Origin of the sequence: Chlorogloeopsis sp. ULAP01 (assembly GCF_030381805.1) — a bacterium.
Lineage (GTDB): Bacteria > Cyanobacteriota > Cyanobacteriia > Cyanobacteriales > Nostocaceae > Chlorogloeopsis.
The window spans coordinates 155507-170630 of record NZ_JAUDRH010000016.1 but is presented as its reverse complement, the minus strand read 5'-3'; the positions used below and the strand labels follow the sequence as shown (position 1 = coordinate 170630).

At 41.9% G+C, this 15124-nt stretch carries 13 protein-coding genes; 5 read left to right on the top strand and 8 right to left on the bottom strand.

All coding sequences use genetic code 11. From position 1 onward, the window contains the following. Positions 1-53 precede the first annotated feature (53 nt). Positions 54-953 carry a beta-carotene hydroxylase gene (gene crtR / locus QUB80_RS27835; RefSeq protein ID WP_289792707.1) on the top strand — a complete coding sequence of 300 codons (900 nt, stop codon included), beginning with the start codon at positions 54-56 and terminating at the stop codon, positions 951-953. Positions 954-1201: 248 nt separating this feature from the next. On the opposite strand, the gene aroH is transcribed toward crtR, so the two are convergent. The 3 genes from aroH to QUB80_RS27820 all read right to left on the bottom strand — a co-directional run bounded on the left by aroH (position 1202) and on the right by QUB80_RS27820 (position 3189). Beyond that, positions 1202-1603 carry a chorismate mutase gene (gene aroH, locus QUB80_RS27830; protein WP_289792783.1) on the bottom strand — a complete coding sequence of 134 codons (402 nt, stop codon included), beginning with the start codon at positions 1601-1603 and terminating at the stop codon, positions 1202-1204. 97 nt (positions 1604-1700) lie between these two features. Next, the gene (sppA, locus tag QUB80_RS27825) at positions 1701-2522 is read right to left on the bottom strand and encodes a signal peptide peptidase SppA (protein WP_289792706.1); all 822 of its coding nucleotides are present in this window, start codon (positions 2520-2522) and stop codon (positions 1701-1703) included. A 379-nt stretch (positions 2523-2901) separates the two neighbouring features. Further along, entirely contained in the window at positions 2902-3189 is a 288-nt protein-coding gene (locus tag QUB80_RS27820) for a hypothetical protein (RefSeq protein WP_289792705.1), read from the bottom strand. Between the two features lie 549 nt (positions 3190-3738). On the opposite strand from QUB80_RS27820, the gene QUB80_RS27815 reads away from it, so the two are divergent. From QUB80_RS27815 to plsY, 4 genes are all read left to right on the top strand, one after another. Further along, complete coding sequence (locus QUB80_RS27815; RefSeq protein WP_289792704.1) at positions 3739-4536, top strand: MlaE family lipid ABC transporter permease subunit; 798 nt, start codon at positions 3739-3741, stop codon at positions 4534-4536. Positions 4537-4607: 71 nt separating this feature from the next. Next, a complete protein-coding gene (locus tag QUB80_RS27810; RefSeq protein WP_289792703.1) occupies positions 4608-5039 on the top strand; it encodes a DUF3119 family protein in 432 nt (143 codons plus the stop codon). Positions 5040-5312: 273 nt separating this feature from the next. After that, positions 5313-6578, top strand: coding sequence for a DUF3086 domain-containing protein (locus tag QUB80_RS27805; RefSeq protein WP_289792702.1), 1266 nt, complete (start codon positions 5313-5315; stop codon positions 6576-6578). Between the two features lie 68 nt (positions 6579-6646). Next, positions 6647-7330, top strand: coding sequence for a glycerol-3-phosphate 1-O-acyltransferase PlsY (gene plsY / locus QUB80_RS27800; RefSeq protein WP_289792701.1), 684 nt, complete (start codon positions 6647-6649; stop codon positions 7328-7330). A gap of 156 nt (positions 7331-7486) precedes the next feature. Here plsY and QUB80_RS27795 read toward each other — a convergent pair whose 3' ends face one another. The 5 genes from QUB80_RS27795 to QUB80_RS27775 form a co-directional block, all read right to left on the bottom strand. Continuing rightward, entirely contained in the window at positions 7487-9142 is a 1656-nt protein-coding gene (locus QUB80_RS27795; protein ID WP_289792700.1) for a DUF1565 domain-containing protein, read from the bottom strand. A 358-nt stretch (positions 9143-9500) separates the two neighbouring features. Continuing rightward, positions 9501-11870: a hypothetical protein gene (locus tag QUB80_RS27790; RefSeq protein ID WP_289792699.1), complete on the bottom strand. Its 2370-nt coding sequence runs from the start codon at positions 11868-11870 to the stop codon at positions 9501-9503. Positions 11871-12046: 176 nt separating this feature from the next. Beyond that, positions 12047-12886, bottom strand: a complete 840-nt coding sequence (gene cysW, locus QUB80_RS27785; RefSeq protein WP_289792698.1) for a sulfate ABC transporter permease subunit CysW — start codon at positions 12884-12886, stop codon at positions 12047-12049. Between the two features lie 66 nt (positions 12887-12952). Next, positions 12953-13843 (bottom strand): sulfate ABC transporter permease subunit CysT, encoded by an 891-nt coding sequence (gene cysT, locus QUB80_RS27780; protein ID WP_289792697.1) that lies wholly within the window; start codon positions 13841-13843, stop codon positions 12953-12955. 5 nt (positions 13844-13848) lie between these two features. Next, a complete protein-coding gene (locus QUB80_RS27775; protein WP_289792696.1) occupies positions 13849-14919 on the bottom strand; it encodes a sulfate ABC transporter substrate-binding protein in 1071 nt (356 codons plus the stop codon). Positions 14920-15124 lie beyond the last annotated feature (205 nt).

The following is a 15124-nucleotide window of genomic DNA, read 5'->3' as shown; positions in this document are numbered from 1 at the left end:
GTGTCTACGCCCTCACATTAATTAATCACATTTGAGTAAGTAAGGAGTTTGCGATGCTCGTGTCGGAGGCACGGAAGCCACTGACAGTCCCCCCAAAAGAATTATTAGCGCCTCCTGGTGGATTGAATCCAACACTGCTGATGTTTTTGGCGGCTGTGGGAATCGTTGTGCTATCTTGCTTGGGTTACTGGGTTTGGCATTGGCCGCACTGGTTATCTTTTGTCATGAACATTATTGCTTTACATATTTCTGGTACGGTGATTCATGATGCCTGCCACCAAGCTGCTCATCGCAATAAGGTAATTAACGCGATGCTAGGACATGGTAGTGCTTTGATGCTGGTTTTTGCCTTTCCGGTGTTTACACGGGTGCATTTACAGCATCATGCTCATGTTAATGATCCAAAAGATGATCCAGATCACTTTGTTTCTACAGGCGGCCCATTATGGCTAATAGCGGTACGTTTTTTCTATCATGAAATATTTTTCTTTAAACGCCGCCTTTGGCGAAAATATGAGCTTCTAGAATGGTTGGCAAGCCGCTTGTTTGTAGTGGCAATTGTCTATCTTTCAGTGCAATACCACTTTTTGGGTTATGTTCTGAACTTTTGGTTCGTGCCTTCTGGCATAGTTGGTTTAACACTAGGGTTATTTTTTGACTACTTGCCCCATCGTCCTTTTGTAGAGCGCGATCGCTGGAAAAATGCCCGTGTCTACGCAAACCCCATTCTCAACATCCTCATTCTCGGACAGAATTACCACTTAATTCATCATTTGTGGCCTTCTATTCCTTGGTATAATTACCAACCCACATACTATCTCATGAAGCCTCTTCTAGATGAAAAAGGTAGTTACCAATCGTTAGGGTTGCTACAAAAGAAAGACTTTTTTGCTTTCATTTATGACATTTTTTTAGGAATTCGTTTTCATCATAAAAAAATAGAGGAAAGTTAAAAGCAGACAAGACAGGCTAATGGCTAATTTAAAGACATAAGTAGAAGGCAGTCCCAATGAAACAAGTTTCACAAGCCTTGCATGAAAAACCCCACCCCGTCCTGTCGGACACCCCTCTCCTTAGCAAGGAGAGGGGCAGGGGGTGAGGTGACTTTCAAGGCAGAGGGCAGAAGTTGAAAAGCTTTTTCTATCTACTTATTTACCGAAGCATCTGCCAATTAGCCATTAGCAATCTTCACTATCACAATTTAGCGATTGCCTTCATAATTTCTAGGTTTGGTTATAAAAGCTTGGGGCAGACTCCAATCAGGGCGCAATTGGGCAGCATGACGCAAATATGTATGATAAATTGGTTCGGAGGCTGGCAGGTAAGCGTGAATTAACAACCGGATACAACGCTCCAAACTGCCTTGAACATACATTTGTTGTACATCTAGCATGGCGACGCAATCCCAATTAGGACGTTGGCGGGCGATCGCAGCTGGAAAAATTGCATCTAAATCTCGTGTCACCGTAAAAGTAACGCTAATAATATTGGATGGATGCAGTTGGTTGCGTTTTTCCAGCTCATCCATTAATTCCATCACAGCTTCTCGCATCGCTTCCAGCGTATTTTCCGAGGCTGTTGTTGCACCGCGAATCGCCCGCATTCGCCACTCCACTAATCAATCCTCCTTAAGATTCAGTCATTAAGTCATTATTCATTAGTTTGGGACTGCTGAATATAGAAAAATGACAAATGACGATTTAAGGTCTATATAACCACAAAGGTAAACCACTGGTAGACATTTCAAATTCCAGCCAATCAATGCCACTGGCTAATCCAGACGAAACCTGACGAGTTCCTGGCAATAAACGACTTAACAGGGGTTTACGTTCTTCTAGCGTAAAGACTTGTGTCTTTTCTGGATCAAGACCGACAAGTTCTGCTGCCCATCGACGCGCGTCTTCTTCGGTTCCTAATCTGTCTACAATACCCAATTCTAAAGCCTGCTGACCAGTAAAAATCCGACCATCGGCGAAACTTTTTACAGCTTCTACTGCTAGGTTTCTGCCCTCAGCCACTGTTTGCACGAACTGTTGGTAACTAGTATCAATCAATTCTTGTAAGATATTTTGCTCCGGCTCAGTTAGTTCTCGATCAAAAGCCAAAATGTCTTTATAGGGGCCAGATTTAATTACCTTAAAGGAGACACCAATTTTTTCTAGCAAGCGTTCCAAGTTATTGCCACGCAAAATCACACCAATACTACCGGTAATCGTGCCAGGATTAGCCATGATGTGTTGGGCGCCCATACCAATGTATACACCCCCAGAAGCAGAAATATTGCCGAAACTAGCTATTATTTTGACTTTTTCACGCAAACGCTTCAAGGCACTGTATATTTCTTGAGAATCTCCTACTGTACCGCCAGGGCTATCAATACGTAACAGTAGAGCCGGAAACTTTTTCTCTTCTACAGTTTTCAGAGCTTCTAAAACTCGCTTGCGAGTTGCACTACCGATCGCACCAGTAATTTCAATTCGAGCAATTTGTTTGCGAAACTTAGGCTTAAAAGGCCAAATCATGGGCAGTTAAAAATACCTCTAAATTTGAATCTCAAAAAAACACTTATTAAACCTGCTCTTTTGTTCAAAAGAAAATAAACAGGTTTAACACTCATACGAATTGTAATTTAATTTTTACAACTTGCGAATGTCTTTTTTATATGCTAACTTCCCTGCCGCTCGAACTGCTTGATAGAATTCTAGAGTAAAAAGTCAATACTAAACTTGAGTTAAATTAATCAAAATATTTTAGATTACAAAACTACAATAAATAATATTTTAGCTTTGCAAATCCGATTCTAGACAAGGATTTGCAATATTTTTTGACTTTATATAAACTAAACTTCTTGATCACAAAAATCAACAATCGAATCTTAGCTTTCTACATACTTAAATTAATCTATCGTAAAATTTGACACCGATAGTAAGCATAAGTATCAAACAGTCCTCCAACAAAACCGCAGGTCAAACTAATCACAAATAGTCCTCTGAAGGCAGTGCCACTACCAAAAACAACGAGAAACTGCAATATATGAGTAGCGATCGCCTCTGTTACACTTTGTAAGCCAGGGACATAACCAATGAGCGACAAGCTTAACAGTATAGCGCCGACAAGAAACATAGGGGCGACGAAACTAAGAATAATCGTAAGCAGTAGCGAGCGGAGAAAGTTCGTCAAAATCGTCATAACAGGTTTGGCTCCGTGGTTCAAGAGGACAATAGCCGTTTACCTTTAGTTGTCATTTTCTACAATAAGTGCGATCGCTCCGTAGTGGGCGAGATTTCAAAAATCTTAAGTTTTCATTAAAATACCTACACATAATTTCTCAACAGAGTTGTCAAATCTGGTCAAAGCATAACTCTGCTTAAGCCCCGCAAAATCAGGCTTGACGGGAGTATTCACTGTGATGTTTAAAGTAGAAGTGCTATGGATCGAAATATTAATTTCTGAGATGAGATTTAACCTAAGTTAACCAGGAAGGAACTAGGGAACAGGGAATAGGGAGCAGGAGAGAGAACTACTAACCACTGTACGGGCGGGTTTAAAAGATAAATTGTCGATTTCAGCGAAATATCATCCATAAAATCCGCACGCCAGGTGCTACAACGCGCTTATCCCGCAAGGGCGCAATGGCTCCGCAACGCACTGGCTCCCCTACTAAACAATGACAAATGACTATTGACTATTCACTAAATTCGCTATTCTTAATGCAGTTACCGAGTTAGATAGTGAACATTGAACGAGACTATATCTAAATCTAGTTTGGGGAAATGGGGTCAGCGGTTGCTGGCAGCAGTATTTTTGGGTGGACAAGTATTAGTTCACCTCCTCAGAGGCAAAATCCATAGACGCAATACCTTAGAGCAAATGGCAGCAGTAGGGCCAGATTCACTATTTATTGCCCTTTTGACAGCCATTTTTGTGGGTGCGGTATTTACTATTCAAGTAGCGCGGGAATTTATCACTTTTGGTGCAGGAAATCTCGTGGGTGGAGTCCTAGCAGTTGCGCTGACACGAGAACTATCCCCTGTACTGACAGCAGTAATTATAGCAGGGCGTGTTGGTTCGGCATTTGCGGCAGAAATCGGCACAATGCGTGTTACAGAACAAATTGATGCCTTATTAATGTTAAAAACAGATCCTGTAGATTACTTAGTTATTCCCCGCGTCATTGCTTGCTTTTTAATGATGCCAGTTTTAACCCTTTTATCTTTGGTGACAGGGATGCTAGGGGGATTATTTATTTCTATTAATGTATACAATCTCTCAGATACACAGTTTTTAGACTCAGCCCGTAACTTTCTTAATACTTGGGATATCTTGAGTGCCATAATCAAAGGGTGTTGCTTTGGGGTCTTAATTGCTGTTATCGGTTGTAGTTGGGGGTTGACAACAACTGGAGGAGCTAAAGGCGTAGGACAGTCAACCACAACTGCTGTTGTGACAGCCTTACTGATTATATTTATTAGTAACTTCTTTCTCTCTTGGTTAATGTTTCAAGGAGCGGGAAGTGCTTTGCTACAAGGATTTTAAATAGGGGCTAGGGGAATAATTAATGACAAATGACCAATGACTAACTCCTAAAAGATGAAGAATGTCGAAGAATGTCTACTCACAAAACAGGAATTGAGACTGTGACTACTTCAAAAGCGCCATTATCAACATCAACTGTCGAACTTAAGCCTAGTTACAACATACCTGTAGTGTTAGCGATCGCAGCCATTCCACTGCTATTTTTGCAACCTTGGGTAGGCGGTGCGATCGCAATTTTGGGGTTATTTCTGCTGTTGCAGGCAGTAACAATACGACTGCAATTTACTGCTACAGATTTAGACATCTACAGAGGCGAAAATTTAATTAGGCGCTTTCCTTATTTGGAATGGCAAAACTGGCGTATTTTTTGGGATAAAATTCCCATCTTATTTTATTTCAAAGAAGTTAAAAGCATTCACTTTCTACCTATTATATTTGACCCTAACACCCTGAAAAACTGCTTAGAAGAACGTTGTCCGCGTATTGAGTCCGGAACAAAATAAACAGCAATTTTCATAAATACTTTCAATCTGCGCAAAGCTCAATCATGCGCTTACACAAGCATTAGTTAGCGTGTGTTCTACAGCAGTGATAGTCTATGATAGCAATGTGACAGTTGCAAAATTAGCTGTTACGTGTATCATCTCCTCGTAAAGGGATGAGCTTTCAGACTTACCACAAGTTTTGCAAAATCAAGACTAGAGACTTTTATAGCTCGTAAATTGTATATTTTCTGAAAGTTATTTAATTGTGTCATCGTCATTACACTATAGTTTATGAATCCAGAGGAATATCAAGCCCCACAACCAACAGAAGAGTCTGTAGTGCAAAAAGAAGAACAAAGCCTTACAAGCGATCTACAAGAGAACTCATCTGTTGAACCAGTGGCGGAAGCAGCACAAAATTCTACTCTTGACACAGAAGTAAAAGACGACTTCACTTCTGATTCGCCCCTTATAAATGCAGAAGCAACAAGCCTTACAGACGAGTCGAAGCAAGAGTTATCTGCTGATGATATTGCCGTACCAGAACAAGAGGCAACACTCACCCTGGAATCACAAGTTAACGCAGAAGATGATCAGCTAAAAGTAGTTCAAAGAATCGCCGAACTGCAACAACAGGAACAAGCTCTCAAACAAGAAATTGCCAGCTTGCAAGCACAAATGCAACAAACGCAAACAGCAATGGGGAAGCTAGTGCAAGAAGCGCTTGCTGGGCTAGAACAACGCAAACAAGCATTGCAACTTTCAATAGAACAGCTAGAACGACGTCAAGAACGTATTCGTAACGAGATGCGAACCACATTTGCAGGTGCTTCTCAAGACTTAGCTATTAGAGTACAGGGTTTTAAGGACTATCTCACAGGTAGTTTACAGGATTTGGCGGTAGCAGCAGAACAGTTGCAACTAGTGCCGAAGACTAAGCCAGAACCAGAAAAATCGACAGTCAAAGAGGTTAAAGCAGCAGAAACTGAGTTAGGAACACCTCAATTTGCCCAACAGCAGTTTCAAGACACTACCAAACAAATTCGCCGTCTAATAGATCAATATCGCAACAAACCAGATTATTATGGCCCACCTTGGCAATTGCGCCGTACCTTTGAACCAGTTCACGCTGAACGAGTTTCCGACTGGTTTTTTAACCAAGGAGGAAGGGGTGCTTTGCGAACAATGGGAAGCAGATTGCAGAATATACTGATTAGTTCAGCAGTGATCTCGATATTGCACAAATTATATGGCGATCGCGTTCGCACTTTAGTATTAGCGAATACGCCGGAACGCTTAGGAGAGTGGCGGCGAGGCTTACAGGATTGTTTGGGTATTGGTCGTCCAGATTTTGGCCCCGATCGCGGAGTAACATTATTTGAGACACCAGAAGCTTTAGCCCAAAAAGCTGATCGCTTGCAGAAATCTAAGCTACTGCCTTTGATTATCATTGACGATTCCGAAGAGCAAATTAGTCTGGCACTACTGCAATTTCCTTTATGGTTAGCCTTTGCCCCCGATCCGAAAATGATGAGAAGCTATGATGATGATTTTTAGATAATGGTTAATGGTTAATGGCAATTAACTACTAACGACTAACTACCAACTACTAACTACCTAAAAATATGGCTATTTGGTTCAGTTTGTGTGGGGCAATTTTGGTTTTAGCCTATCTGCTAGGCTCAACTCCTACAGGCTACACAGTAGTGAGGATATTAAAAGGTATTGATATTCGCGAAGTTGGCTCTGGTTCTACAGGCGCAACTAATGTGCTAAGAACTTTAGGTAAAGGCCCTGGAGCATTTGTTTTAGGGATTGATTGTCTAAAAGGAGTTTTAGTAATTTTCCTTGTTTACTGGTTGTTCAATTTTGCCCAGACTCAAAACTGGATTTCCTCAACAGTAAATCTGGAAATATGGCTATCTTGGATGGTAACTTTAGCGGGTTTGTCAGCAATACTGGGACACAGTAAATCCATTTTTTTAGGATTTAGTGGCGGTAAATCGGTTGCAACTAGTTTGGGCGTTTTATTGGCAATGAATTGGCAGGTGGCATTGGCAACAGTAGGAGTGTTTGCTGTCGTCGTCGCCATATCACGGATAGTTTCCTTGAGTTCAATTGCTGGTGCGATCGCTGTTTCTATTTTCATGGTAATTTTGCACCAACCACTACCCTACATCTTGTTTGGCATTATAGGTGGATTGTACGTAGTATGGCGACATAGTAGTAATATTGAGCGTTTAGTTGCTGGTACAGAGCCAAAATTAGGACAAAAATTAGAACCAGCAGAACCAGAACAAACTGCATAATCTCAGCGTTGTTTCTGGTGCCAAAGATAATACAAGTTGCTCGTGCTGAATCTATCCCAGATTTAACAAAATTAATTAAACATTCTTTAAGCTGTTCCCTTTACCCTGTAACCTGTTCCCCGATCTCCACCCGTAATTTTAATTTTGCCTAACCACTTATCTACCACTTGGATTGGGAAGCTGGTTGACATTTCCCATAGTGTTCCCGCTGATGTCATGGGTAAACACCTTGCCATCAGAGTTGATCACCACTATTCTATTGCCCATAATTAGAACCCATTTGTCTTGCGGCTGTGCTGCTACACTCGGAATTGCAAGCTGTTGGGCGTTCCCCGCATTGTTGCGGTTGATGTCGTGAACAAACACCCTGCTATTTTTATCTACATCAGCTAGGGGACAGAGTCCATCATCACGCATATCAGATAAAGCTCTGGCTTGATCCTGTTCACTGATTGCCTTCACATTGTCCCACCCTCTGTCATACCTCTTATAGTGTGCCGGGCTTGTGAAACCACAAAATGCGTTGTTTCCATTTGAGTAAATAACTAATCCATCTGGAAAACTATATACACCTTCTTTTAATATCCCCCGATCCGCTCTCGCCCATATGCTATTCTCTGGTTGCTCCGGTACTGCTACTGCTGGTAAGGGCGGTTCTGTTAGTATAAGATTCGCCTCATTACCTAGTTCCTCTACATTATTTTGAAAATTGTTATTGCTTAGATTGGGCTGAGTGGGAGTGCTTGCTATTTGTCCATACTCACTATTATTTTGTAGATTATTTTGAAAAGTGTTATTGCCTAGATTTAGCTGAGTGGGAGTGCTTGCTATTTGACCATTTTGACTGTTATTTTCTAGATTATTTTGAAAAGTATTATTGCCTAGATTTGGCTGAGTGGGAGTGCTTGCTATTTGACCATTTTGACTGTTATTTTCTAGATTATTTTGCAAGTTATTATTGCTTACATTTGATTGAGCTTGAGCGATCGCTATTTGACTGTTTTGACTATTGTTTTCAACGAAATTAGCCTGCAAATTTGGACGCGCCTTCTCCGTTACTACCACGCCACTTCTGCTGCCTCGAATCTGGTTATTGACTACTGAGGGGTTAGAAGAGCCACCGATCGCTAAACCGAAACCGTTTTTTTGAAATACATTTCCCCGGATTTCGCCTTTGGCTGTTCCAGTTACAGAAATTCCATTGGCATCGTTATTAATAAATTGATTGTTCTGGATTTTGGGATCGGCAGTGCCAGTGACAAAAACACCTTCTCGCTTGTTGTTGGCGAAGGTATTGTTACGAATAGTCGGATTGGCAGATTCTACCCAGATGCCAGTGCCGCGCGTATTTGGATTGGTAATAGTCACACCGATAACTTGACTATCTGGGGCAGCTAAGAGAGTGATATTTTGGCGGGCAAAGATACGGCTGAGATAGTCACCCCCACCAATGATCGCAATTCCCTGCCCCTGCTGGAATTCGTTACCTTTGAGAATGACTCCTGGTTTAAGTTTAATTGGAAAAGTTTCCCCAACCTGGTACTGTCCAGGGGCTAACTGAATGACTGTGCCAGATTCTGCTTGTTGCAAAGCATAGGTAATTGTCTTCAAAGGAGTCAACTGACTTTTGCCAGCATTAGGAGCGTCTGTGCCTTGCTGAGGGTTGACATACAAAATGCGTTGCTGTACAAATTCCACTGTCTGTGTAGTCGTCCCTTGATGTTCAACTGGTGGAGCGGCTTGAACTGTTAGGGGTAAAACACAAGAAAAAGCAACAGTGGCTACCAATACTCGATATCTGTACTGGATCATGACGACACCACCGATGGAGAGATGAATCTAAATTTAGATTAGAAAATAAATCAGTTAATAGTGATGTATTTTACAAATTTTATAATTATTCGTTTATGAAGTTCCAAATATTAAACTTTGAGTTCTAAACACGAAACTTCGAGTTCTGAGCTTGAAAATTTGACTTCTGAACTTGGAACTTCAAGCTTTGAGCTTCAACGCAGTGTCCTCCTCTATGTTCTCTGCGGTAAAAAATACTATATTTCCTTATCACACTCCTTCAAGTTGCAAAAAATTAACCCTTCCCGATACTTCTTTGGCAACAATTGTTAAGCGAAAGCAAGCGATCGCTCAACTCAAGCTTCAGCCCATAAATAGTTCAAGTCTCAAACACGATAAACAAAGGACTAGTCCAGACTTTAGCATCATCGATTTGACGACCGGAAATATAGATAGGCAGAAAACCGTATTGACTGTGCTGAGGTTCCAGTATAAAACTGTCACTGATATCTCTTGGCATTGGAGTTGCACTTATCCTTTCTACTGCGATGAAAAGCTCTGCTCCTCCTAGTTTTTGCCGAAGTATTCCGTGGTTAATTAGCTCTTTGCCAGTGAAATTCCAACTAAATTCTGGACAATGAATATACGGATTGCGTTGTAGTGGATTTCCGACTTTGATATAACTATCGATTTGCACCTCAAGTCGAAACTGAGCGTGGAGCAAATCAGAAACTTCCAGTTCAATTGCATCAGAATCTCCGTGGGTATCCGAGTGAAATTCTAATTGCAGTGGTCCATTTCGTCTTACATACTCCTCAGAATGTTCAAAACCATAAGCTTGATAGCGCTGAACTATTGTATTAGAAAATTCTAATACTCCACGCCATTCAGCCCAACGATAGCGGTCTTTAATTCGTGAGCCACCCCAGCGTAGACGAATTTTGTTTGGAGCATAACCTGCTTCAGCTTGAAGATTGCGATGCCATAGCAAACCATTATGAGTATATGCCGCAATTTCATCCCAACCATTTGTACCGAGCAATCGATAGTTAATTGTAACTGCTTCAGATGTAGTAAATTCATCTCCTTGAATATGTTCCCCCGACCACAACAAAGCAACAAGACGCTCACCAGTTGTTGCCCAGGTATGACGAAAACGCAAGGCGTGATTGATATCCGATTTGGTAAGCGAGGGGGCAATAATTCCTGTAACTCCACCATTGACACCAAAAACTGCTGTACCTGGAACCCCACCGCCACAACGTCCCCGATGTTCATCGCCATTAGCCGACACACCGACTTTATATCCACGACTGATGGCATCTTGATAAAACCAAGGAAAATGTCCCCAAGCAGAACCGATTTCTATAAGACGTTCTAGTTTGGGGTGATGCCAGTCTAAAATAGCACGCCGCCCGCCAATGTGAGGAATGAGTAGGTACTGCTCTGGATTGTGAATGTAGGCTGCGTAAAGCCGATCCACAGGCCAAGCTCCAGGTAGTAATTGCTTACCTTTCATGTCTTCATTCCACTCAAACGAGCGTACCTGTTTGCCCTGGCGATCATAAGGAAACAAGACTTCATTACCCAAGAAAATAACATTGCGATCGCCTCCCGCAGCTGAGTTACCACACCATTCTGTACCCGGATAGCAGAGAAACTCGCCCTCCTGCGTTACTTCTCGGCAGAGTTTCACGTCTTGCTGCCAGTGTTCCTCAGTAATATTGAAATCATTAGCTGTATAACCTAGAACGTCTAGCCCTGCAACATCCCGACCATAGGCAAAATTATACTCTGTACTATTTGTTCCAACAGTGTTGTTAGAGTGTACGTGGAGGTCGGCAAAAAATGCTCGTGGAAAGGCAATGTTACTTTCAGATGCGATCGGAGTTGGAGTGCTTTGCAGTTCAGTTCCTACTAAAGTAGCCTGAAGTATAATTTCTGCATTTGTATCTAGAGTAAATTTTGTTTTTGCTACTGCCCAACCTTGCTCTGGTAAATTAAGTAGCTGCTCTTGTAGAATTTTGCCTAAACTATAACTTGTTAAGTGCACCTTTCCTCCTAGTCCCCAGCAAGTGTTACCCCAAGCATCTTCTGCTCTTACCCGTACAGGGAAGCCAACGTTTGTCTTAACAAGTCGCGGAGTCACAATTGCCAGTTTGGCAGGTAATCCTGGCACAATATCAATCACCACATCACCGGGAATTTCAGCAAAGCGAGAAGTGCCAACCGGATCGATATAAGCCCGGAATCGGAAGCCTTGTTCCACAAAGGTTTGCACTCGCGTTCCCGGACTACCAGCGCGGCGATCGCCTAACCGAATCAAAATGTGGTCTCCTGGTTTGAGGTAACCATCTATGATGTCTACAATAATTGCCTTTTGATAAGGACGTTCATGCCCCTTCTGATCGAATCGGACTTTCAGTGACTGCACCGTTGCCGGACTTTCACCAACCAGAGGAGGACGAGCCTGGTATTCGGCAGAAATATAGTTAGCAGCCTTGGGATCTTCCGTTTGAAATAACGCCCAATCTGAGTAAAATTTAAACGTTACCTTCAACCAGGCACCATCGGCAATTCCAGAAGCACCAACTTCATAGTCCAAGAGAATTTCTTGCCAACTTCCAGCCTCAATCTGTCGGGTTGAACAGTGCAAACGACCCAGAAACGGTAAAGTGCTGACATATTCTAGATATCCTTGAGGATGAGTATATTCTCCCAGTGATTTATCAAGTATTTCTTCTGGCATATTTTTTAAATAAAGTAAATTTTAAAACTAAAATTAATTAAGTAAGACAATTCTCGAACTCTTACTCCTGCGCGTTCTCAATGTCTCCATGGTTTGATTATTAAGTGAATCGTGCGTAAGTACTGACTAAATCTGATTTAATCTCCTGATTGAGAGTATTGTGACAAAACGAACTTTCATTGTTTGTCCTTTGTTCGTAGCAATTCCTGTCCAACCAAACTTAAAAGTCCCATTACTGCTAGAAGCGATGCGCAGGCAAAGGCTGCAACAGTTTGGTATTCGGTATATACTTGTTCGACATGCAATGTCAAAGTGTTTGTTTGTCCGATCAGCTTGCCGGAGACAACCGAAACTGCGCCAAACTCTCCGATCGCCCTAGATGTACAGATCAGTACTCCGTAAAGCAAAGCCCAACGAATAGAAGGGAAAGTCACTCGCCAAAAAGTCTGCCAGGAATTTGCTCCCAACGTTTTAGCTGCTTCCTCCTCTTCCAGCCCCATATTTTGCAGTGCTGGTAATACCTCTCGCGCTACAAATGGGAAAGTTACAAACAAAGTCGTTAAAATCATCCCTGGCAGGGCAAAAATTACATCAATGTTGGCTGTTTCTAACCAGGAACCAAAGATACCTGCTGTGTGACTGAACAGAAGAATGAACATCAAACCTACAACAGTAGGTGAAATAGCTAATGGCAAGTCAATAATTCCTAGCAACAGCACCTTACCGGGAAACGAGTGTCGCGCCAAAATCCAAGCAAGCAATACTCCAAACCCGATATTAATAGGAAGTGAAACTAAAGCGATCGCCACAGTTAAAAAGATGGCATGACGTGCTTCGGGTGTCGTGACTCCAGCCCAATAAGCTTCAATACCATTAGCGAATGCTTGATAAAAGATATTTAGTAGGGGAAATACAACGGCGATCGCTAAGAAAGAAAGACCGAAAGTAATTAATAGATAGCGTCCCCAAGGCAGCGATTGTAAGGTTGCCTTAACTTGCTTGATAAAGAATTTCATTACGATCCAAAATACTTTTCGTCACTAACTGCAATCTTGTTTTTATCTGGCGATAAATATGCCGTATTAAAACTTAGTAGGAATGGAAATTTCATATCGCCGACTCCACCAATACAACAAATTAGTACATATCAAAATCACTAAAGAAAACATCAACAACACAATCGCCACAGCTGTTGCACCACTATAGTCATACTGTTCCAATCGACGGTAGATGTAGACTGAGCTAATCATTGTCTCAAAAGGAATATTGCCAGAAATCATCACTACTACACCGTACTCTCCGACAGCACGGGCAAAAGCAAGAGTAAACCCTGTCAAGATTGCAGGTAATAATTGGGGAAAAATAACTCTCCAAAATGTTTGCCAAGAGTTTGCTCCAAGACTGTGCGCTGCTTCCTCAACCTCCGGCTCAATCTCCATCAACACAGGTTGTACGGTTCTCACAACAAAAGGAAGGGTAACAAAGATCTTTGCAAAAACAACTCCGACTACAGATGAAGTCAAGTTAACCTGCTCAATACCAAGTTGCCGCAAGCAATTCCCTAAAAATGTTCCAGAGTCAAAGTACTGTCCAACTACTCCACCAGATCCGTATAGAGACACTAAAGCAATCCCGGCAACTACTGCTGGCATAGCAAAGGGCAAATCAACCAAACCGTCTGCGAGCTTTCGGCCAGGAAAGTTGTAACGTACTAAAATCCAGGCGAGTATGACTCCAAAAACGCTGTTAATTAGGGCAGCCAACAGCGCAGCAGAAAAAGAAAGTTTATATGCCTCTACAGCAACTGGAGCAGTAACAACTAGCCCCAATTCCTGCCAAGAGCTTTTAGAAGCTTGTAGAAAGATTGCTCCCAAAGGTAGCAGAATGATAAAACTAACATAGGTAAGGGCTAAACCTTGCAAAAGAGCCTGATGAAAGCGCTGTGTAGAGGGTGTTACAGAGATAGCTGACATTGCAATTATCGAGTTCGGGTTGCTTGGGCAGAATCAAATAACGCTCCATCGGCAAAAAGCTTTTGGTTAACCTGTTTCCAACCACCAAAATCTGCAATTTTATAAAGAGTCTTTACAGACTTGTAAAGTTTGGCATATTTTTGATATGCCTGTTGCTCAATGGGACGATAGCCTGATTGAGCATAGATTTCCTGACCTTTGGGTGAAAACAAAAACTTAGTAAATGCTTCTGCAACTTCGCGGGTTCCCTTTTTATCTACAATCTTGTCAACGACAGTGACTGGAAAATCAACCTGAATATTAGTCGTCGGCACAATGTAGGGATAATCTTCAGGAATGGAGTTATTAGTGAAGATAATCTCGTTTTCAAATGTGATTAATACATCTCCAATTTTGTTTTTTACAAATGCATCCGTTGCCTCTCGCCCACTGCTCACCAATGTCTTAATATTCTTCACAAAGCCTTTGAGAAAATCATCAGCCGCCTGCTCTCCTTGAGACTTGAGAACAGAACCATACCCTGCTAAGATACCCCACCGAGCGTTACCAGAAGTTTGTGGATTAATCGCCACAATAGACAGATTTTCGCGAGCTAAATCCCTCCAATCTCGAATTTGCATGGGATTTCCAGGTCTTGTTACTAAAACCATAACCGTGTTAGCAGGGGAAGCTTGATTGGGCAATCGTTGGCTCCACTGTTGACTCACAAAATCCTTTTCCACTAAAGGATCAATGTTGCTCTGCAGATTTTGAACCAGGATGTCAGCTTGCAAACCACCCAGGATTGCTCTAGTTTGTGCTCCAGATGCACCATAGGATTCCTTAAAGATCGCATCTTGACCTGTTTTCGCCTTCCACTCTTGTTGAAATGCCGGAATGATTTTGGAGAAAAGCGATTTAGCCACTCCATAACCAACCAATGTTAGTTCCACTGACTTTGATTTTTGTACATTAGTAACTGCTTGGGTTTGACTCGTTGATGCTTCGTTTTGAGTGGAATTTTGTGTCTGAGTACAGGCAGGTATTAACAATCCTGCCGTAAATAGTAAGGCGCGTAATGCAGAACGCCTCTTCATAGTTAGCTCCCAATCTTTAAATTAAAAAACAGAAGGTTGATTTAGCAATTTCACCACAGGCTAGGAAAAATACTCCTAAAATTTGATAGATAAACCGCAGTTAAAATCATACCAATTTCCCCTGTCTTTGCAAAATATCCAACAGACCTTTCAACAAATTGCAGTGAGAATTCTCTTGCGAGGACTTTTATACGGCAAAACCAGT